General features: G+C 30.5%; 16 protein-coding genes, 3 tRNA genes, 1 pseudogene and 1 other annotated feature (1 of these 21 only partly in view). All 20 genes and pseudogenes read right to left on the bottom strand.

The window, feature by feature from the left end:
• Positions 1-731: 731 nt before the first annotated feature.
• Positions 732-2,111, bottom strand: a complete 1,380-nt coding sequence (murD, locus tag B2P65_RS07360) for a UDP-N-acetylmuramoyl-L-alanine--D-glutamate ligase (RefSeq protein WP_346848869.1) — start codon at positions 2,109-2,111, stop codon at positions 732-734.
• 557 nt (positions 2,112-2,668) lie between these two features.
• Complete coding sequence (locus B2P65_RS07355) at positions 2,669-4,060, bottom strand: glycine--tRNA ligase (protein ID WP_346848868.1); 1,392 nt, start codon at positions 4,058-4,060, stop codon at positions 2,669-2,671.
• A 79-nt stretch (positions 4,061-4,139) separates the two neighbouring features.
• Positions 4,140-4,306: a binding site (T-box leader), on the bottom strand.
• A gap of 131 nt (positions 4,307-4,437) precedes the next feature.
• Positions 4,438-4,512 (bottom strand) — tRNA-Asn (locus tag B2P65_RS07350).
• Between the two features lie 254 nt (positions 4,513-4,766).
• Entirely contained in the window at positions 4,767-6,272 is a 1,506-nt protein-coding gene (gene lysS, locus B2P65_RS07345; RefSeq protein ID WP_414632264.1) for a lysine--tRNA ligase, read from the bottom strand.
• 66 nt (positions 6,273-6,338) lie between these two features.
• The gene (greA, locus tag B2P65_RS07340) at positions 6,339-6,818 is read right to left on the bottom strand and encodes a transcription elongation factor GreA (protein WP_346848858.1); all 480 of its coding nucleotides are present in this window, start codon (positions 6,816-6,818) and stop codon (positions 6,339-6,341) included.
• A 133-nt stretch (positions 6,819-6,951) separates the two neighbouring features.
• Positions 6,952-7,929 carry a tRNA dihydrouridine synthase DusB gene (gene dusB / locus B2P65_RS07335; protein ID WP_346879873.1) on the bottom strand — a complete coding sequence of 326 codons (978 nt, stop codon included), beginning with the start codon at positions 7,927-7,929 and terminating at the stop codon, positions 6,952-6,954.
• 8 nt (positions 7,930-7,937) lie between these two features.
• Complete coding sequence (locus B2P65_RS07330) at positions 7,938-8,717, bottom strand: type III pantothenate kinase (RefSeq protein ID WP_035130756.1); 780 nt, start codon at positions 8,715-8,717, stop codon at positions 7,938-7,940.
• Between the two features lie 176 nt (positions 8,718-8,893).
• Positions 8,894-9,076: a hypothetical protein gene (locus B2P65_RS07325; protein WP_346848856.1), complete on the bottom strand. Its 183-nt coding sequence runs from the start codon at positions 9,074-9,076 to the stop codon at positions 8,894-8,896.
• Positions 9,077-9,082: 6 nt separating this feature from the next.
• On the bottom strand, positions 9,083-9,253 hold the full coding sequence (locus B2P65_RS07320) for a hypothetical protein (protein WP_156964284.1): 171 nt from the start codon (positions 9,251-9,253) through the stop codon (positions 9,083-9,085).
• A gap of 105 nt (positions 9,254-9,358) precedes the next feature.
• Positions 9,359-10,498 (bottom strand): sodium ion-translocating decarboxylase subunit beta, encoded by a 1,140-nt coding sequence (locus B2P65_RS07315; RefSeq protein ID WP_346848855.1) that lies wholly within the window; start codon positions 10,496-10,498, stop codon positions 9,359-9,361.
• Between the two features lie 16 nt (positions 10,499-10,514).
• On the bottom strand, positions 10,515-10,931 hold the full coding sequence (locus B2P65_RS07310; protein ID WP_346876364.1) for a biotin/lipoyl-containing protein: 417 nt from the start codon (positions 10,929-10,931) through the stop codon (positions 10,515-10,517).
• Between the two features lie 25 nt (positions 10,932-10,956).
• Positions 10,957-11,331: an OadG family protein gene (locus tag B2P65_RS07305; protein WP_346848853.1), complete on the bottom strand. Its 375-nt coding sequence runs from the start codon at positions 11,329-11,331 to the stop codon at positions 10,957-10,959.
• A gap of 12 nt (positions 11,332-11,343) precedes the next feature.
• Positions 11,344-12,828, bottom strand: a complete 1,485-nt coding sequence (locus B2P65_RS07300; protein ID WP_346848852.1) for a carboxyl transferase domain-containing protein — start codon at positions 12,826-12,828, stop codon at positions 11,344-11,346.
• A gap of 303 nt (positions 12,829-13,131) precedes the next feature.
• On the bottom strand, positions 13,132-14,802 hold the full coding sequence (locus B2P65_RS07295) for a formate--tetrahydrofolate ligase (RefSeq protein WP_346848851.1): 1,671 nt from the start codon (positions 14,800-14,802) through the stop codon (positions 13,132-13,134).
• Positions 14,803-14,992: 190 nt separating this feature from the next.
• Positions 14,993-16,724, bottom strand: a pseudogene (locus B2P65_RS07290) (ATP-dependent metallopeptidase FtsH/Yme1/Tma family protein).
• Positions 16,725-16,873: 149 nt separating this feature from the next.
• A complete protein-coding gene (hpt, locus tag B2P65_RS07285) occupies positions 16,874-17,413 on the bottom strand; it encodes a hypoxanthine phosphoribosyltransferase (RefSeq protein ID WP_346848849.1) in 540 nt (179 codons plus the stop codon).
• Entirely contained in the window at positions 17,406-18,836 is a 1,431-nt protein-coding gene (gene tilS, locus B2P65_RS07280) for a tRNA lysidine(34) synthetase TilS (RefSeq protein WP_346848848.1), read from the bottom strand. Before tilS ends, hpt begins: the two co-directional genes overlap by 8 nt.
• Before the next feature lie 165 nt (positions 18,837-19,001).
• On the bottom strand, positions 19,002-21,404 hold the full coding sequence (gene spoIIE, locus B2P65_RS07275; protein WP_346848847.1) for a stage II sporulation protein E: 2,403 nt from the start codon (positions 21,402-21,404) through the stop codon (positions 19,002-19,004).
• A gap of 423 nt (positions 21,405-21,827) precedes the next feature.
• Positions 21,828-21,903: transfer RNA gene (locus tag B2P65_RS07270), tRNA-Met, on the bottom strand.
• 5 nt (positions 21,904-21,908) lie between these two features.
• Positions 21,909-21,925, bottom strand: a tRNA-Leu gene (locus tag B2P65_RS07265); it runs 122 nt beyond the window's last position.

The following is a 21,925-nucleotide window of genomic DNA, read 5'->3' as shown; positions in this document are numbered from 1 at the left end:
CAAAGACCATTTGGTTTTCATCAATCTACTGACTGACTACTTTTTAAATTTTATCACCATCATTTTGTTATGTCAATAACTTTTTAAACTTTTTTAAAACTTTTTTCTTTAAATCCATCTTTAAAGTTATCTAGATTTGAACTTTGAAGTTCGCATCACTTAGTGATGAGATTTATAATATCATAGGGTTGGCTTTCACTTCTTAGCCTATGTGATTATATATATAAATTATCCTTTATTTTCTCTAAATTTCTTATTTTTTCTCTAATTTACATGCATTGATACACTTGGTTAAGTTTTTTAATTTATTTATGATATGGCCTATTTTACTAATTAATTATATGTTTTTCATCAGTAAAATCTTATAAACCACTCTGAGTATATAGATTTAGAATAAATAGTTACCTATATAAATTGAAAACTAGTTATATATATAACTAGTTAAATAGTTGTTCTATCCATGCGGGTTTCAAGGAAATTTCCTATTTGTATAACCAGATTACAATAGATATTAAAATGTGAAGTACAGTAGTGTGTCATTATTACTTATAACTAACCTAACAAGCTAATATAATCTTCTTATAGTAAGCTTTACAAATCAATTGACATTATGATTTAAAAAGTAAATTCCTAGAAAACAGTAAATCAAAACTGCGTTCTAGGAATATATCTTTCTATTATTAAGTTAATATAAAGTATTATAGATATATATTTTTTTTAATAATGTTCTATTACTTTAAATTCTTAACCACTTCTTTAAACCTATTTCCTCTAATCTCAAAGTTTTCAAACATATCAAAACTTGTGCATGCCGGAGCTAATGCAACTATGTCTCCACTTACTGATATTTCTACTGCTTTATTTACAGCTTCTTCTAACGTATCAACCATATGAATATCAACATGGATACCTTTTTCATTTTTTAATTTGTCAAAAACTTTTTTAATTTGTTCCTTAGCTTCCCCAAGCAGGATCAATGATTTTATATATGGATATCCTTCATATGCTAATGGATCAAAAGGAACTTTTTTATCACGTCCTCCAGCAATTAATACTACCGGTTTTTCAAAAGCTTTTATACCTGCTAATGTTCTAGTAGGACTTGACGCTATAGAATTATTATAATATTCTACATCTCTATAGCTTCTTACAAATTCATTTCTATGTTCTACACCTTTAAAAGTAATTGCGACTTCTCTCATATACTTTACATCCACATCATCCACTATCAGAGCGAAGGCTGCCAATAAATTTTCTATATTATACATACCTTTAAGCAATACTTCACTTTTATTACATACCTTTTTACCTCTAGCAAAAAGAACTCCATCTTTATAATACGCTCCATTTTCTATAACACTATTCCTACTAAAAGTATAAAGACGCCCATTTTCTTCCCCTTTAATATTTCTTGTAACATCATTATCTTCATTTAACACCAACAGGTTATCTTTATTTTGATATTTAAATATATTCTTTTTGGAATCTATATATTCTTGTAAATCTATATGCATATCTAAATGATTAGGTGATAAATTTGTAATTAAAGCTACTTCTGGAGATGTATCCATAGTCATAAGTTGAAAACTTGATAACTCAAGAACAACCTTATCATCTGGTGATATTTCTTCTATTTTTGTGAATAATGGGGTACCTATATTCCCTCCAACCCAAGTTTTGAAACCAGCCGCACTTAAAATACTATATACTAAAGATGTAGTTGTTGTTTTTCCGTCGCTTCCTGTTATACCGTATATTTTAGCAGGACAATATCTTAAAAACTCCTCCATCTCGGATGTTATATATGCACCTTCATTTTTGGCTATAGTTAATTCTTTACTATCAATTCTCATAGATGGGGTTTTAAAGATAACATCAAAACCATGCAAATTAGATAGATATCCTTCTCCCAATTCAAATTTAACTCCTTTGCATTGATACTTGTCTACAACTTCTTTAAGTTTTTCTATATTCTTTTTATCAAATGCAGTTACTTTAGCTCCTAAACCAACAAGGAAATCTATAAGTGGTATATTGCTTACCCCTATTCCTACTACTGCTACATTTTTATCCTTAATAAACTTCTTAAACTCACTAAAATTTCTTTTCATTCTTATTCCTCCAGTACCGCCATATATTAGCTTACTTCTATACTATAATTATATCACTACATCAGACTTAAAAAAACTCTATGAAAAATACTTATTCTATTTATTGCAAAAGTTCCCCTATTTTCTTTATTTTCGCCTATTTTCCCCTTCAATTCACTAACTTTCCAATGTTTTTTCAATTTAATTTATTATTTTTTTAAAAAAGCTATTGCTATGAGTTTTTTAATATGATATAATCTGTCTGTGCCGTAAGTAAAGGTGTTAAAACTTTTCCCCAAAGGTTTAACATTGCACATAACATATCCCCATGATTAAACCCTATTTTTTACCGGATGCAAATCCGGTTATTTTTTTATCCATTTATATAAATCTCCATTAATAAACCTTTAAATACAATATTCATTTAAATTTTAGACTACAATACATTTTTTAAACACCCTTAATTTATCATACCAATATATTTTTACTTTACATATTCAACTTGCTATATTCTTTACTATAAAATAACTCCAAGCAAATTAATGCCTAGAGCTATTTTAAATCTATATAGACTTCTATTAAAATTCCATTTTTTCTTCTATATAAGACACTAGATTACTTATTGGCATTCTTACTTGTTCCATAGTATCTCTATCCCTTACTGTAACACTCTCATCTTCTATAGTATCAAAGTCAATAGTAATACAGAATGGTGTTCCTATTTCATCTTCTCTTCTATATCTCTTTCCTATACTTCCAGCCTCATCATAATCCACATTAAACTTTTTAGATAATATTCCATATACATCAAGAGCCTTTTCACTTAATTTCTTACTAAGTGGAAGTACCGCAGCCTTAAATGGTGCTAATGCTGGATGAAGATGCATCACTGTTCTAACATCTCCACCTTCTAGTTCTTCTTCATCATAAGCTTCACACAAGAATGCTAATGCAACTCTATCAGCTCCTAATGATGGTTCTATACAGTATGGTACATATTTCTCATTAGTAGTTGGATCTAGATAAGATAGCTCTTCTCCTGAATGTTCCATGTGTCTTTTTAAGTCATAGTCTGTTCTATCAGCTATTCCCCAAAGTTCACCCCATCCAAATGGGAATAAAAACTCTATGTCACAAGTAGCATTACTGTAGAATGATAGTTCTTCTTTTTCATGATCTCTAAACCTTAGATTTTCCTTACCCATTCCTAAGTTAAATAAGAAATTCTTACAATATTCCTTCCAATATTCAAACCACTCTAAGTCAGTTCCTGGCTTACAGAAAAATTCAAGTTCCATTTGCTCAAACTCCCTTGTTCTAAAGGTAAAGTTACCTGGAGTAATTTCATTCCTGAAAGATTTACCTATTTGAGCTATTCCAAAAGGTACTTTCTTTCTTGATGTTCTTTGAGCATTTTTAAAGTTTACAAAAATACCTTGAGCTGTTTCTGGTCTTAAATATATTTCATTTTTACTGTCTTCAGTTATGCCTTGGAAAGTTTTAAACATAAGATTAAACTTTCTTATATCTGTATAATTCATTTTCCCACACTTTGGACAAACCACATTATGTTTTTCAATATATTCTTTATACTCTTCATTAGTCCATCCATCAGCTACAGCTACTTCTGCGCCTTCTGAAACCATATGATCTTCAACTAACTTATCAGCTCTAAATCTAGCCTTACATTCTTTGCAATCCATTAATGGATCAGAGAATCCACCTACATGACCTGTTGCTACCCAAACTTCTGGATTCATCAATATTGCACAATCCAAACCTATATTGTAAGGATTTTCTTGAACAAACTTTTTCCACCATGCTTTTTTAACGTTATTTTTAAATTCCACACCTAAAGGACCATAATCCCATGAATTCGCAAGTCCTCCATAAATTTCAGACCCAGAAAATATAAATCCTCTATTTTTACATAAAGCTACCATTTTATCCATAGTTAATTGTTTTGCCATGTTCATTACCTCCATCAATGTTTTTATTATTAATTGCAATTTACAAATTAATATTTGTAAATAAAAAAACTTTAACCAATTAAGGGACGAAATTAATCCGCGGTTCCACCCTTATTAGCTAAAGCTCATCTTTAAAATTTATCACTAACTCAAAAGCTCCCTTCATAATATTGATTTAATGATTTACACCCGCCATCATCTCTCTTTAAAATCTTTATTACTACTTTTCTTTATCATCGTTATTATTCAGTTTTTAATATTATTATCCTCACATCATATTATAATTCAAAATAAAATTAAAATATTATTTTGTTATATTGTTTACTATAACAAAATAAGCCGACTTAAAAGCCCGCCGTAAGTTATCTTATAAAAAATGGCTCCGCGAAGAGGATTCGAACCTCCAACCTATCGGTTAACAGCCGAGTGCTCCACCGTTGAGCTATCGCGGAATATTTAATTCATATCTAGATTATAGCATATTTAATGTAAATTTCAACACTATTTTATAAAATTTAAAAAATAATTTCTTTTGCTTACATTATATGAATACTTTAATATTTTATCCAAAAATCTTTTTAATATGCAATAATTATTTAATATCTCTTTAATTATATTATATATTAAATTAGCACCTTAACATTTTACCCAAAAATTATTTTAATATGTAATAATTTTTGGGTAAAATTAATTTTAAAATTATATATTATTGTAGAGGTTTCATTGTTGGGAATAGTATAACATCCCTGATGGATACTGAATCAGTTAAGAACATTACTATTCTATCTATACCAATTCCAAGTCCACCTGTTGGAGGCATTCCTACCTCAAGAGCACTCATGAATTCCTCATCAATTAGATAAGCCTCATCATCTCCAAGCTCTCTTTCTTTTGCTTGTTGTTCAAATCTTTGTCTTTGAACTATAGGATCATTTAGTTCTGAATAAGCATTACAAACTTCTCTACCATAAACAAATCCTTCAAATCTCTCAGTAAATGCTTCATTTCCACGTTTTTTCTTAGTTAATGGTGATATTTCTACTGGATAATCACAAAGGAATGTTGGTTGAATTAAATGTTCTTCGGCATATTCTTCAAATAAACCATTTAATATATCTGCCTTTGTACAATCTTTTAATTCCTTTATAAATTCTAAATGTTTTTCTTTTGCAATTTGTCTAGCTTCTTCATCTGTCTTAATTTCATTGAAGTCTACACCTGCATATTCCTTTACAGCATCAATCATAGTAATTCTTCTCCATGGTGGTGTAAAGTCTATTTCAGTTCCTTGATAATTTACTTTAGTGCTACCATGAACCTTCTCACAAGCATATGCAACTAATTCTTCTGTTATTTTCATCATATCGTTATAATCAGCATAAGCTTCATATAATTCTATCATTGTAAATTCCGGATTGTGTCTTATACTCATTCCTTCATTTCTGAAGTTTTTACCCATATCATATACTTTTTCAAGTCCACCAACTATACATCTTTTTAAGTATAACTCGGTAGCAATTCTTAAATACATATCTATATCTAAGGTATTATGATGAGTTACGAATGGTCTTGCAGCTGCTCCTCCAGCTATAGGAGATAAAATAGGAGTCTCCACTTCTAAGTATCCTCTATTATCTAAGAATTCTCTTACAGCTTTTATAATTTTTATTCTATTAATAAAAGTATCCCTTACATCTTTATTCATTACTAGGTCTACTTCTCTTTGTCTATATTTTAAATCTGGATTTTTAAGTCCATGCCATTTTTCTGGAAGTGGTTTTAATGATTTAGAAATTAAAGTTACTTTGCTAGCTTTAACAGAAGTTTCTCCTGTCTTTGTTACAAATGGTATACCCGTAACTTCTAAAAAATCACCTATATCAAAAGTTTTTGCATCTTTAAACTGTTCTTCTCCAACCCTATCAAGTCTTATATATACTTGCATTTTACCAGATCTATCATGAATATCGCAGAATCCAGCTTTTCCTTGAATTCTTTTAGACATAAGTCTTCCTGCAATTGTAACTTCTGTTTCTTGAAGTTCTTCATAGCTATCCTTTATTTCTTGAGCCTCATGAGTTCTTTCAACCTTATATACGTCAAAAGGGTCTTTTCCTTGGGCTTGAAGATCAGCTAGTTTTTGTCTTCTTATCATTACTTGTTCATTATATTCAGCTTCTTGAGCTTGTAATTGTTCATTATCTACTACAATTTCTTGTGAATTATCATTGTTAACTTCTGTAGCCATAGACCATTCCTCCTAGTTTTTCATTTATGATTATCTATTAATTTCCAATACTTTATACTTGTTAATTCCATCTGGAGTTGATACTTCTATAATGTCTCCTGTTCTTTTCCCCATAAGCGCATTTCCAACAGGGGACTCATCTGAAATTTTATTTTCATAAGGATCTACTTCAGCAGAGCCAACAAGATAAAATTCTATTTCTTCATCAAATTCATAATCAAACACTTTTACACTTGTTCCTATACTAACCATATCTTTAGGAATTTCACTTTCATCTACCACAGATGCATTTCTTAGCATATTTTCAAGTTGAATAATTCTTCCTTCAACAAATGCTTGCTCATTCTTTGCTTCGTCATACTCTGAATTTTCACTTAAATCTCCATATCCTAAAGCAACCTTTATCTTTTCTGTTATTTCCTTTCTCTTAACTGTTTTTAAGTACTCTAGCTCATCTTCAAGCTTCTTTATTCCTTCGTAAGTCATCACGTATTTTTTAGCTTCGCTCATTTTTCTCTCCCCTTCAATCTTACTAAATAATTCTATATCATTATAAATACTCAATTGTATCATATATAGTCTCTATAATCTTTGATTAATTATAAAACACCTGCAATTCCTTGTCAATGAAGGTATATTTATATTAAAAATACCACTTTTCATAATTTAATTTATATTTTTCTAATAAATCATACATTTCATCATAGGATATAGCAGAGTTGATTTTATCTTTAATTTCGGTACAATTCCTTAATCCCTTAATATACCATGCTATATGTTTTCTCATTTCTCTTACAGCCTTATTTTCATCAAAGAACTTTATGGCTCTATTCAAATGAGTCATGCACATATCTATTCTTTCTACATCAGTAGGCCTCACTATATCATTTCCATCAATTCCTTGTTTTATCTCTTTAAATATCCAAGGATTTCCCATAGCACCTCTCGCTACCATTATACCATCACAATTAGTTTGTTTCCTCATATTTATAGCATCTTCTGCCTCGAAAATATCACCATTTCCAATGACAGGTATAGAAACAGCTTCCTTTACTTGCTTTATTATATCCCAATCCGCCTTACCTTCATACATTTGCTCTCTAGTTCTTCCATGCACCGTTATAGCATCTACTCCTGCATCTTCTAAATATTTAGCAAACTCCACAGCATTTATGTTATTTGAATCAAAACCCTTTCTAAACTTTACTGTAATAGGCTTATTTGTAGACTTCTTCATTTCTTTAACAATTTCGCCAGCAAGCTTAGGATTTTTCATCAAAGCAGAACCTTCTCCATTTTTAACTATCTTTGGTACCGGACATCCCATGTTTACATCTATAATAGCAACTCCATCCATACCTTGAATAGACTCACAAGCAAATGACATTATCTTTGGCTCACTTCCAAATATCTGTAATGCAACCGGCTTTTCTTCATCACTTATTCTCATAAGGGTTCCGGTATTTTTACTATTATAATATAACCCTTTTGCACTAACCATTTCTGTATAAACTAGTCCACATCCCATTTCTTTACATATACCTCTATATGCTATATCAGTAACTCCTGCCATAGGAGCTAGAAATACAGGATTTTCGAAGCTTATATTTGAAATTTTCATTCTATCACCTATTCTCTGTTCTTCTCGTATATAATTCTAAGTCCTTCTAAAGTTAAGAATGGTTCAACTTTATCTATAGATTTTGATCCCTCAGCTATAAGATTAGCAAGACCTCCTGTAGCTATTACCATAGGATTTTCCTCACCTAATGCTATCATTTCCTCTTTAATTTTACTTACGATAAAATCAACTTGACCTATATAACCATATACAATACCTGCTTGCATACTAGCTACTGTATTTTTGCAAATAACTGTTTCTGGTTTTATAAGCTCTACTCTTGGAAGTTTAGCAGCTCTTTGGAATAAAGCATCTGAGGATATTTTTATACCTGGCGATATAGTTCCGCCTATATAATCTCCATTAGCAGCTACTGCACAAAAAGTAGTCGCAGTACCAAAATCTATAATAACTAATGGTTTTTTATACATTTCATGAGCTGCTACTGCATTAACTATTCTATCTGCTCCTACTTCTTTAGGATTATCATATTTTATATTTATTCCAGTTTTTATTCCCGGCCCTACTACTAGAGGTTTTTTGTTAAAAAACTTTCTAACCATATGTTCTAGGGAATACATTATATTGGGAACTACTGATGAAATAATAACTCCTGATATATCACTAACCTCTAGCTTGTTGTAAGCAAAAAGCTGTGCTACTTCTATCATATATTCATCAGAAGTTTTTCTATTATCTGTAGATAATCTCCACTCAACTATTAATTCCTCATTCTTATAAATACCTAATACTATATTAGTATTTCCTACGTCTAATACGAATATCATAATCATGTCACCTCTATATAATTAAAAGCAGCTTTTAAGCTGCTTTTTAAATGTTCCTAATTATTATAACACATTTAACACTTTAACTATATAATTTAATTAACTTTTTTAAGTTAATACTACTTAATGTGTTAATGAATTTTATGTAATACCACTCTAGACTACTCTATTATGTTTTATATTAGATTATTACTATTTATTATATCCAACTCATCTTTAAAAATCTCATATAATTCTTCTTTTAATGTTCCATCATCAGAATTATTCAAAATATTAAGATATAACTTTTTTAAATTTTCCTCTTTCTTGTTTATATAATTTCTTCTAATATTTTTTTCCTTATCCTCACCATTGAACATTGGCCCCTACCTCCCTATAATATTTTTTAAAGTCTTTACATGATTATTATGTCTTACAATAGAGTCCTGTGCCTTGTTGTCAATTTCTTGAACAGGTATGTTTGTCAGATAACTTTTATAACTTTTAATAATCTCATTTTCTTTTTCAATTAGAGATTGAATCATTATATCCTTCATAATAATCGCCTCCTTTTTTTTATTATTATCAAATAAAAAAGGGTATATACCTTTATTTTAAAAGTACATACCTTTTTTATAAACTATTTACAATTTAACTTAATATTAAGCTCCGAATAAGGTTAATAATACACCCGCTGCAACTGCACTTCCTATAACTCCAGATACATTTGCTCCCATAGCATTCATAAGTAAGAAGTTAGTAGGATCTTCCTTTTGACCTACAACTTGAGAAACTCTAGCTGCCATAGGTACTGCTGACACTCCAGCAGATCCAATTAATGGGTTTATCTTACCTTTAGTTAATTTACACATGATTTTACCTACAAGTACTCCTCCTGCTGTAGCTACAGCAAAGGAAGCCACTCCAATTATAACTATTCCTATGGTTTTAGGATTTATAAAGGCCTCTGCTGTTGCAGTTGCTCCAACAGAAAGTCCAAGAAATATAGTAACTATATTTACTAGGGCATTTTGTGCAGTATCTGAAAGTCTTCCAACTACTCCAGACTCCTTAAATAAGTTGCCAAGCATTAACATTCCTATTAATGGCAATAAGGATGGTAATAATAAAGTTACCATTATAGTTACAACTATAGGAAATACAATCTTTTCTATTTGCTTAACTTGTCTAAGTTGTCCCATTTTTATTCTACGCTCTTCTTTAGTTGTAAGAGCCTTCATTATTGGTGGTTGTATAAGTGGCACTAGTGCCATATATGAATATGCTGCCACTGCAATAGGTCCTAGTAAATGTCCTGCTAGCTTATTAGTTAAGAATATAGCTGTAGGACCATCTGCTCCTCCTATAATTCCTATAGATGCAGCTTCTTGTGGTGTAAATCCAAAAAGAATAGCTACTCCAAAAGCAAAGAAAATACCAAATTGTGCCCCCGCTCCCATAAGTACACTAGATGGATTAGCAAGTAATGGACCAAAATCCGTCATTGCTCCTACCCCTAAGAATATAAGCGGAGGGAATATTTCCCACTTAACTCCTCTTGATAAGTAATATAACAATCCTCCTACTTCCTTACCTACTGGCTCAGCCATGATATTACCTAATGGTATGTTAGTAAGTAACATACCAAAGGCTATAGGTAATAACAAAAGAGGTTCAAATTTTTTACCAATTGCTAACCATATGAAAACTAAAGATACTCCTATCATCACTGCTTGCTGCCATGTTAAGGCCGCAAACCCAGAAGAGGCAAACAAATCCTTAATTACTTCAAAAACATTCATTTAAGTTGACCTCCTATTATCCAATAACAGCTAATATATCTCCAGTATTAACTGCGGCTCCTTGTGTTACATTTATCTCTACTACAATTCCATCTGCTGGAGCCATTATTTCATTCTCCATCTTCATAGCTTCAAGTACAAAGAGAACCTCTCCTTGTTTAACTGTTGCCCCTTTAGTTGCAAGTACCTTAACTATTGTTCCTGGCATTGGTGCTTCTACCTTTGCACCATCTGCTGTTGATGCAACTGGTGATGCAGCTGGAGCTTGTGCTGGAGTTGATGATGCCACTGGAGCTACTGGTTGTGTTGGTTGTACCGGTTTTGCTGATGCTATTGGTGCTACTGCTGCTACTGGTGTAGCAAATTCACCCTTTACCTCTTCTACTTCTACTTGATATAAACTTCCATTAACTGTAACATTATACTTTTTCATACGAAATATCCTCCTAACAATGCTTCTATTTAATAGAAGCACTTCTCCAACTTGAATTATTATTAATCCTTTTTATACTCTTTATATTTAGTTCATCTAGTGGTTTACCAGTATGAGCAGATAGTGATGCCATTATAGCTGCTACTAACTCATATTCTTTATTAATATCTACTGCTTGCACAGTGTTATCAACTTCACTTACCGTAATTGATTCTTCTTTAGGCTCATCATTAGTATTGGATTTCTTTTTATAATCTCTTCCTAATAAAAAGCTCTGTAACTTAATTATTAGCATAAGTGCTATTAATACTCCAAACACTATTATCATAGCAATGGCAGATACACCTAATGCAAAGGATAAATTATCTAGAGTGAAGTTTCTGAATAATGTTTCTTTCATATCTTATTCCTCCTAAACTAGTGTACTACCATGTGTTTTAGGATATTTTAATTCTCTTTTACTTTGTAACATATCTAGCATAGCAAATATCCTTTGCTTGCTTTCGCTTGGTTTTATTACATCATCTATAATTCCCATTTTAGCTAAATTATATGGAGTTGTTACTTCATCATAATATTTAGCAATTACATCTTTTTCCCCTTGTTTATGATCCTCTGAGTTAAATATCTCATCTCTGTGTAATCCTTTTATATATTCTTCTGGATTTGTTAAACATACCTTTGCTGTTGGCCAAGCCATTGTAACATCAAAAGCTGATTCTCTTGAAGCCAATACTTCATATCCAAGGCCATATGCTTCCCCAATAACTAAAGAAACCTTTGGAACTGAAGCATCAATTAACGAATACATAAGCTTTCCTATATTTTTAGCAAGTCCATTATTTTCTTCTTCTAAAGAAACTGATGCTCCTTTGGTATCTACTAAACTTAAAATTGATATGTTGAAACTGTCACATAATTTTACAAAACTTGCAACTTTATTTGCTCCTAAATTATCAATTTCTTTATTGCTAGAGTTTAATATAACTCCAACTGTCAAACCGTTGATTTTTCCCAGTACAGTTCTAAAGTTTGCAGCAAATCCTCCATATATCTCTATAATACTATCTACATCAGTTATAGTATTTAATATTTCATCTAAGGAATAACTGTCCTTTTCAACCATTTCATCAAGATTTAGCTTACTTAAATTTAAATTTAAATCTTCATTACTAACAGTAGGTAATTCTAAATTATTTGATGGCATATAAGAAATTATATTTCTCACAACTTGGAATGCTTCTTCTTCAGTAGCAGTATTTATGTGCGCATTACTATTTTTATTAGCACTTACTCCATTGCTCACCATTGATTTATCCACATATTTACCTTCTTTTTCAGTAAGCTTCCCTAAAGAAGATACACTTAAATCGCTTATTTCATCTACAGCAACCACTATATCACTCATTGTACCAATTAATGATGTTATCCCATTACAAGGACCACAAATAATTGATATTCTTGGAACTACACCACTTAACTTAGCATACTTATTTAAAACTAATCCATAGGAACCAAGTAATTCTATTCCTTCATTTAATTTTCCACCTATGGAATCAATAACTTGAACTACAGGAGCACCTATTTTAGCAGCATTATCAAGAATATTTATTATTTTTCTTCCCATAGCTTTTGTAAAAGTTCCACCTTCAACTGTATAGTCACAACTATATATAAATACTAGTCTACCATTTACAGTTCCGTGACCAGTAATTACACCGGCTCCATTGTCTAAAACAAGAGCACCAATTTCTACAAATGTTCCTTCATCTAATAATGCAAGAACTCTTTCTCTCGCTGTAAGTTTATTTAGGTTGTGTTGCATTTGCAATTGACTATCTCCACCACCTAAATGTGATGTCTCTTTAAGCGAATTAAACACTTCAAGTTTATTCATTTTACTGCCTCCTGACATATTAACTTTACCGTATATAATAATAACACATTTAACACCATTTGTATATATTCATTGCAAGTTTTAATTCATTTTTCTGTGAATTTCTTATTTAAAAATTTCTACAATTTAGATAATCTTAGTTATAGTATTCTGTTTAAATAAATTTTAATTCCTCTCTATTAAAATTTATAAAAAAACTAATCCTATTAAAATCATAGGATTAGTAAATAAATTTTAATTTTTAATTATATCTGATTAATTATTAAACTAATTAATATATAATCTAATTTAAATTTAAAGAATTTAGAATAGACCTTCTATAGTTCCATCTTCATGAATATCTATTTTATTTGCAGCAGGAACCTTTGGAAGCCCCGGCATAGTCATTATAGTTCCTGTTAAAGCAACTATAAAACCTGCTCCATTTGATAATTTAACTTCTTTTACAGATATATTAAATCCTGTTGGTCTTCCTAATAAAGCAGGATTGTCTGAAAGAGAATTTTGAGTTTTAGCTACACAGATAGGTACTTTATGAAGTCCTAATTTTTCGATTTCACTAATCTGTTTTTTAGCCGATGCTGTAAACTCAACATCATCTGCTCCATAGATTTCCCTTGCAATAACTTTTATTTTTTCTTTAATGTCGAGTTCTTCATTATATAATACTTGGAATTTACTTTCTTTATTTTTAATAGTTGAAACAACTTTATTAGCTAAGTCTTTTCCACCTTCTGCTCCTTTTTCCCAAACTTCGGTCAAAGATACTTCTACACCCTTAGCTTTACAGAACTCTTCTATGAACTTAACTTCTTCATCACTATCTGATATGAATTTGTTTATAGCCACAACTACTGGAACATTAAATTTTTGTATGTTTTCTATTTGTTTCTCTAAATTCACAACACCTCTAGATAATGCTTCTACATTTGGAATATTTAATTCATCTTTTTTAACTCCACCATGATGTTTTAATGCACGAATTGTTGCAACTATAACTACGCAGTTTGGTTTTAATCCTCCATACCTACATTTAATATCAAAGAATTTCTCTGCTCCTAAATCTGCGCCAAATCCTGCTTCAGTAATAGCATAATCTCCTAGCTTTAACGCCATTTTAGTTGCAAGTATACTGTTACAACCATGAGCAATATTTGCAAACGGCCCTCCATGAATTATTGCTGGCGTATTATCTAATGTTTGTACTAGATTAGGTTTTATAGCATCTTTCATTAGCATAGCCATTGCACCTTGAACTTTTAAATCTTTACAATATATTGGATTTCCATCAAGGTCATATGCCACAAGTATTTTCCCAAATTTCTCCTTAAGATCCATAAGATTGTTAGATAAACATAGTATTGCCATAATTTCAGATGCAACAGTAATTGTGAATCCATCTTCTCTTAAAAATCCATTAGGTTTACCACCCATACCAACTACTATATCTCTAAGAGCTCTATCATTCATATCTAAAACTCTTTTAAATATAATTCTTCTTGAATCTATTCGAAGTTCATTTCCTTGATGAATATGATTATCTATAGCTGCTGATAACAAATTGTTTGTTGTTGTAATAGCATGCATATCTCCTGTGAAATGAAGATTTATATCTTCCATTGGTACTACTTGAGCGTATCCGCCACCAGCAGCACCTCCCTTAACTCCAAAAACTGGCCCTAATGAAGGTTCTCTTAATGCTATAACAGCATTTTGGCCTAAACTGCAAAGTGCTTGACCAAGTCCTATAGTTACTGTAGATTTTCCTTCTCCTGCTGGAGTTGGATTAATTGCTGTAACTAATATAAGTTTCCCATCACCCTTATCTTTTCTATTTGCAAGAACATCTAGGGATATCTTTGCTTTATACTTTCCATAAAGATCTAAATCATTTTCAGTTAAACCTAATGTTTTTCCTACCTCTAAAATTGGTATCATCTTTGAACTTTGAGCAATTTCAATATCAGTTTTCATAAATTAACCTCCCAAGTATTATATTTATTTGTTTTATTTTTTTCAAAATTCAGAAATAAATTAAGCTATGATAACTATAAATATAGTTGTCTCAATAGTTTCTTCAATACGCTTCTATTTTCAAGTTCATTATAACATAATTACTTTTATAAAAAAAGCACAGCAATAGCTGTGCTTTTAAAACAATGTATTAACTTTCTTTATATGTGTTACTCTCATTATTTGAAATTTCTTCTATCTGATTTTCATCTGTTGACACTTCATCATTAAGAGCTTCTACATTCCAATCCTTAAACTTATCATTAGAACTAATACTATTTTCTTCTACAGGAATATCATTTTCCTCTTTCGGAGAATCTACCACTACTTTTTCCGCATCAAATTCTGCAAGAGTTTTTCCTTCCATTATTGCATTAAATTCTTCCGCAGTAAGCTTTTCTCTTTCAAGTAGAGCTTTTGCAACATCATGAAGTTTATCTATATTCTCTTTAAGAATAGTTTCTGTTCTCTCATAAGCCTCATCAATTAAAGCTTTAATTTCTCTATCTATCTTAGATGCAACCTCTTCAGAGAAATCTCTTGTTCTTCCAAAGTCTCTTCCCATGAATACTTCACCATCATCTTTTCCAAAAGATATAGGTCCTAGAGCATCTGTCATACCATATTCCATAACCATCTTCTTAGCTATTGATGTAGTTCTATCTATATCATTTTTAGCTCCTGTACTTATGTCTCCAAGAATTAACGCTTCAGCAACTCTTCCACCTAAAAGACCAACCATATCATCTCTAAGCTTAGACTTAGATGTATATGCAGTATCTTCATTAGGTAGATGTAAAGTATATCCTCCTGCCATACCTCTTGGAATAATACTAATTTCATGTACAGCATAAGAATTAGGTAAGTATTTAGATACTACTGCGTGACCCGCTTCATGATATGCAGTTAAATTCTTATCTTTCTCACTAATAACTCTAGACTTCTTTTCTGGTCCAGCCATTACTCTAGTTATAGACTCTTCTAACTCTTCCATAGTAATAACTTTTCTTCTAGCTCTAACAGTTAATAAAGCAGCTTCATTCATTAGATTTTCAAGGTCTGCCCCAGTAAATCCTGGTGTTCGCTTTGCAAGTATTTTTAATTCTACATCTTCATTCAAAGGTTTATTCTTAGAGTGAACTTTTAATATTTCTTCTCTTCCTTTAACATCAGGCACACCAACAACTATCTGTCTATCAAATCTACCTGGTCTTAAAAGAGCTGGGTCTAAAATATCTGGTCTATTTGTAGCAGCTACCATTATTATGCCTTCATTTACACCAAATCCATCCATTTCAACAAGAAGTTGGTTTAATGTTTGCTCTCTTTCATNNATTTTTAAGAAAATCTACTATTTCTTCGAGCTCTTGCTTTTCTTCATCAGCTCCAGCTACATTTTTAAAGGTAACCTTTTTATCACCTTCTAAAGGTACAGCCATCTTAGCTTTACTTTTACCAAAGCTCATAACCCCACGGCCGCCTCCGCCACCGCTTCCATTAGATTGATTCATAAACATTACCCAAAATAGCACTACCATTCCTATCACAAGAAGCGTAGGTAAAATTCTCATCCAAACTGGAACTGTAGCAGGTGGATCATATTTTTCATTCATATTAGGGTTTGGATTTTCTTTAAGTATTTGAGAATACCTGGATTGTAAAATATTTACACTGAATTCAGTACCATCACTTAATTTACCCCTTACTGATGTACCATCAGATGATGTTTGTATGGCTGATACTTGTTTTTGTTGCATATATTTTTCAAATTCTGTTACACTTATTTCTTTTAAAGTTCCTGTACTATCGAATAATGATAGTGCAGAAAATATAACTAGTATTAATACTAAAAACCAAATTGTTGCACTAGAAATTTTTTTCATTTAAAGCCCCCCTCTCTCTACGGTTCAATATCACTAAAAATTCTATCATATGAGTTTTTCCTTTACAACATCAATAATATTAATTATTAATGAACTACTATTCTATTTTAAAAATAAATAAGATTATATCTATATAGTATAAAACTTTACTACTTCATATATACGTGTTCATCTAATATTCCTATATAAGGAAGATTCCTATAAATTTCAGCATAGTCAAGACCATATCCTACTAAGAAATAATCCGGAACATCAAAACCAAGATACTTAACATCTAGTTCTTCCTTTCTTCTTTCAGGTTTATTAAGTAAACAAGCTATTTCAAGACTCCTTGGATTTCTAGCACCTAAGTATTTCATAAGATATTTAAGAGTTACTCCACTATCTATAATATCTTCTACTATCAACACATCCTTACCTTTTATTTCAAAATCTAAATCCTTTATTATTTTTACTATTCCTGAAGATTGTGTAGCGTCTCCATAGCTAGATACAGCCATAAAATCCATCTTACATGGTATAGTTATGTTTTTCATTAAATCAGACATAAACATTACTGAACCCTTTAGAATACCAAGTACAATTAAATCTCTCCCTGCATATTCCTTTGATATTTCAGCCCCTATTTCTTTAATTTTTTCTGTCAAAACCTCTTCAGTTAATAAAACTTCTTTAATGTCCTTATTCATGTTTTTCCTGCCTTTCCACACTTACTTCTATAATTTTTTTTATTCCTTCATGGATTTTAAATTTATCACTTATTTTATATCCTATTATCCATGAAATATCTTCATCAAAACAAAGCAGAGGCACAAAATCTCTTTCTTCTCTTGGAATCTTTAAGTCTATAAATATGTCCTTTAACTTCTTACTACCTTTCAGCCCAAGAGGAGAAAATCTATCCCCATTTCTTCTAAATCTTAATGTTATATGTTTTATATTAGTACCATTAAAATATTTTATGTTATCATTAGATTTAAAATTCATTTTTTTGTCACTATCTATATATCTTATATATACTTTAAGTCCTAGCTCTTCAATATAATTATTACCCATATTAAGATTTATAATAGTATCTATATCAACTTTACATTGTTTTTTTTGCCTTGTTATTTCAATATTGCCGTATACATTCTTGATTAATATTTCTTTTGGAACAATTGTAAACTTTCCTGTACCAGATTTTTGTAAGTTTATAATATTATCGATATGTATGCTTTGAATATTATTTATATCCCCTTTGACTTCTAATAGAGCTTTTCTTATCACTCTACTTACTAAAGATGGATGAAGATAAAATACATCTTTATATATTATAACCTTATCTTCTCCTATATCACAATATTTTTGAAAAACTTTGATTGCATTTTCTTGAATATAATCCTCATCACGTTTGATAAGTTCACACATTCTATTTAAGGTTGTAATTATATCCGCGTTAAAGTTTTGTTGTATATAAGGTATCAACTCTAATCGGATCTTGTTTCTTGAATATATAGGCTCATAATTTGTTTGATCTATTCTAGCCGGAAGATTGTTTTCTTTACAGTAACCCTCGATTTCTTGTCTGCTCACATTTATTATCGGTCTTATATATACTTTATCTCTTACAGGTTTAATTCCTATAAGCCCTTCTATTCCAGTTCCTCTCATTAACCTCATAAGTACTGTTTCTGCTTGATCATTAACATTATGAGCTAATGCAACTTTATTTGCATTAAGCTTTTTTAGAAGCTCTTCAAAAAATTCATATCTAGCATCCCTACCAGCCATCTCTGTGGAGATGTTGTTTTCACAAGCTATTAAATTTATATCTACAGACTTGCTAAAGAATTCAATTTGATTTTCTTTGCAAAACCTTCTACAAGTAGCTTCATCCTCATCTGATTCACTACCTCTTAACATATGATTCACGTGAGCTGCATATAGTTTTATATTATAATCATTCATTAATGTAGACAAAACATGCAATAAACTTATAGAGTCAGGACCTCCAGATAATGCAACTATAACTTTGTCTCCTTTATTTAACATTCCATTTTCTTCAATAGTTTTGATAACTTGATTTCTCATACTATTATTATGTACTTTCGGCCACTCTTTATCTCCCATAAAAACACTTCCTAAAAATATAGTTTTAAGTCATAATATCATAAATGTAAGAATTTTAAAACAAATATAATAAAAAAATGAAGAAATGTTTACACACCTCTTCACTTTTTTATTATAACCATTATAAATTAGCTATAATTAACTTTCCAATTTACTTAATCCAAATTAAGCTGTGTGAACTCTAGAAACCATAACTGTCATATCATCCTTAACCTTATTTTTTCCTATTCTCTTCGCTTCATTAATTATACCCTTAGATAGTTCCTCTGGACTCACATTATCATTTCTACATAAATAATCCAATATCCAATCTATCTTTCCACTAGATTCTTCATCACAGTCTGTAACTCCATCTGTTAACATAACAATCAAATCACCATTTTTTACTTTCTTACTATGAATTTCTATATCTGCTTCATCTAGTATTCCAATAGGTAAACTTCTAGATTTAATAATATCTATGGTATCACCACTCTTTACAATACTAGCTACTGCTCCCACCTTCATAAAATCTACTTCTCCACTATACAAGTCAATTGCACTTAAGTCTACTGTAGAGAATTTTTCATCCTCTGAAAATTTAAGGCTCATTATAGAATTAACTGTATTTATAGCTGTAGTTCTGCTAAAGCCCGCACTTGTAAATTTCTCAATTAATTCAACTACAGCCTTACTTTCTCTTCCTGCCTGTGGACCTGAGCCCATTCCATCACTAATAACCATCATGTAACTACCATCATATCCTTCTCCAAAGTTAAAATTATCTCCAAAGATAGTTTGTCCATCTTTGCATGCCCTAGATACGCTAGTAGTTACTCCAAACTTAGGTACTTCTTCAAACATAGCTGTACACTTATTAGTAATAGGATTAATCTTACAACCGTCGGCTTTTAATTTCATTTTATAATCTACACAGTCATTAATTAAAGGTAGTATTTTTTTTATACATAAATTTCTTCCATTGCAAGAATTACAGGTTATCTGTATATTCAATCTTTCATTCTTGTCTTTTATTGCAAATACATCATCAGCTTCTATATCGTACTTTTCAAGAATTCTCATAATCTTTTTTTCTGAATCTTTATCTTCATTAAAGTCTGCTGAAAACTCTTCCATAATCTCATCTACAGACTTAGCCATGTTATTGAATTGATTTGCAATTAACTCTCTGCCCTCCGCTAATCTACTTCTCCACATTTCACTTATAATAAATTTATTTATTATATCTTCTGTATTTCTTATTAGCGAAGCCTTCCTTATACATTTCTTTTCTAATAACTGTGGAAAAATGTTAGTTTTATTCTGAGCACTTTCTAAAAGTTCTCCAAAAGCCTTATAGGTATTTATCATTTCTCTTCCCCAACATATTCCACATGTATCACAGCTATTACATACTCTATTAGCTAAATTCTCTATAAGCCCACTACTTTTAGTACTCATATCTAACTTATCATTATCAGCTAAATTATTCAACGTACCAGCCATATTTAGAAGCACTTCAGAAAATTTATCTAACCTATCTGTGAAAATTCCTTTTACTTTATTAGCATATCCTTCTTCGTATCTTTTGCTTTTTTTCTCTACATCTAACTCCCCAGATATAGTTTCATATATACAATTAGGTATAACTATAAATAACGCTGTAGATAAAATCCCTTCTGCCAATATAAATTGTGAAATTCCTTCAGGTATATAAGTAGCTATATAAATCTTCATTATGCAAAATACGATAAATGATGCTAAAGACGAAATCAACTTTCCACCTTCTCTAAATATCCCTGAAGTCAAGGCGCATACTCCCAATACTGTTGCATAACCAAAAATATTCTGACTAGACATTCCCACAATTACACCCATCGCAATTCCTGCTGTAGCACCTATGCTTGTACCACAAACATAACCTATAATAGATACAACGGCAATGCTTAATACACTTAAAATTGATATATTGAAAACTTCAATACCCCAAGTACCTGCAATTATTAAAGCTATTAATATACTCATAGAAACTATTTCTTCATTTGAAAATAAATGCTTTGTTCTTATGTTTTTAAAACTATTAATACTATACTCCAGTATTAAGTAAACAGGTATTATGCTTACTCCTTCTAATGCAGTATTTCCAAGTGCCAACAGTAGTGTATACTGATTCACTAACATAGTATATGCAAAAATCATTATTAAAGTTGCTCCTATAATAACAAACTTTTTAATATTCCTTTTTATAAAACTATTTAAAATTAAACATATTATAACCAAAGTTGGAACTATAGTTATATACATTAAGGAATTCTCTACTACACCTATTGTAGTTATGTAGCCCAATATAGATCCCAGTCCAACAAATAAAGATAATTTGTTATCCTCTAAGAATAGTATTGTAAGTAAAAATGCAATCCCAAAAGGTGCAGATTTGTTTATCATTATTACTCTACTAACTAATATAGCAACACAGAAAAACACAATACTCTTCGCTACTATTTTTGCTCCGTCACCATCCCTATCATTACTAATAACCATACTGCTCTTTACTCTTTTATACGTCCTAATATTTTCTCCATATTGCATAATAATTTCACCCACCTGTATTTTTTTTACAGGTTAATTATATCAATACCCATTGGAAATAAATGTAATTTAATGGAGGCTCGCATAAGGAAATTTATTACAATAAACTCCATTTTACCTCTGTTTTCATTTTTAGTTTATGCTTCTAAATTATTAAGTTATTCCGCTTATAGTATGACTTTAGTAAATTTATACCTCTTAATTTTCTTATCTTCGTATATTATATTTTTATGTCATGAATAATAATTATAAAAGGTTTCATGGGGAAAATATTTTTCATATAAATATAATTAATTAATATACTTATATTTATATTCATTTTTGAAATCTATTTATAAATTCAATTCATTAAACTTTATTATAAATTAAATAATCTTATTTAAAAGAAAAAAGTGGATTGAATATATATTCAATCCACTTTTATGGTTGCGGGGGCAGGACTTGAACCTACGACCTTCGGGTTATGAGCCCGACGAGCTGCCAACTGCTCCACCCCGCGTCATTTGGTGCTGAAGACCGGA

Source organism: Clostridium sp. UBA3061, assembly GCF_002367465.1.
In the GTDB taxonomy this organism is placed as follows: domain Bacteria; phylum Bacillota; class Clostridia; order Clostridiales; family Clostridiaceae; genus Clostridium_J; species Clostridium_J sulfidigenes.
This window is presented reverse-complemented; position numbering and strand designations above follow the sequence as displayed.

Bases quoted from the DNA above. Each gene is read 5' to 3' on its own strand.
- murD (WP_346848869.1), bottom strand. From the start codon at position 2,111: ATGAAAAGAAATTTTAGTGAGTTTAAGAAGTTTATTAAGGATAAAAAT.
- B2P65_RS07355 (WP_346848868.1), bottom strand. From the start codon at position 4,060: ATGGCAAAACAATTAACTATGGATAAAATGGTAGCTTTATGTAAAAAT.
- greA (WP_346848858.1), bottom strand. From the start codon at position 6,818: ATGAGCGAAGCTAAAAAATACGTGATGACTTACGAAGGAATAAAGAAG.
- dusB (WP_346879873.1), bottom strand. From the start codon at position 7,929: ATGAAAATTTCAAATATAAGCTTCGAAAATCCTGTATTTCTAGCTCCT.
- B2P65_RS07330 (WP_035130756.1), bottom strand. From the start codon at position 8,717: ATGATATTCGTATTAGACGTAGGAAATACTAATATAGTATTAGGTATT.
- B2P65_RS07325 (WP_346848856.1), bottom strand. From the start codon at position 9,076: ATGTTCAATGGTGAGGATAAGGAAAAAAATATTAGAAGAAATTATATA.
- B2P65_RS07320 (WP_156964284.1), bottom strand. From the start codon at position 9,253: ATGAAGGATATAATGATTCAATCTCTAATTGAAAAAGAAAATGAGATT.
- B2P65_RS07315 (WP_346848855.1), bottom strand. From the start codon at position 10,498: ATGAATGTTTTTGAAGTAATTAAGGATTTGTTTGCCTCTTCTGGGTTT.
- B2P65_RS07310 (WP_346876364.1), bottom strand. From the start codon at position 10,931: ATGAAAAAGTATAATGTTACAGTTAATGGAAGTTTATATCAAGTAGAA.
- B2P65_RS07305 (WP_346848853.1), bottom strand. From the start codon at position 11,331: ATGAAAGAAACATTATTCAGAAACTTCACTCTAGATAATTTATCCTTT.
- B2P65_RS07300 (WP_346848852.1), bottom strand. From the start codon at position 12,828: ATGAATAAACTTGAAGTGTTTAATTCGCTTAAAGAGACATCACATTTA.
- B2P65_RS07295 (WP_346848851.1), bottom strand. From the start codon at position 14,802: ATGAAAACTGATATTGAAATTGCTCAAAGTTCAAAGATGATACCAATT.
- hpt (WP_346848849.1), bottom strand. From the start codon at position 17,413: ATGAATAAGGACATTAAAGAAGTTTTATTAACTGAAGAGGTTTTGACA.
- tilS (WP_346848848.1), bottom strand. From the start codon at position 18,836: ATGGGAGATAAAGAGTGGCCGAAAGTACATAATAATAGTATGAGAAAT.
- spoIIE (WP_346848847.1), bottom strand. From the start codon at position 21,404: ATGCAATATGGAGAAAATATTAGGACGTATAAAAGAGTAAAGAGCAGT.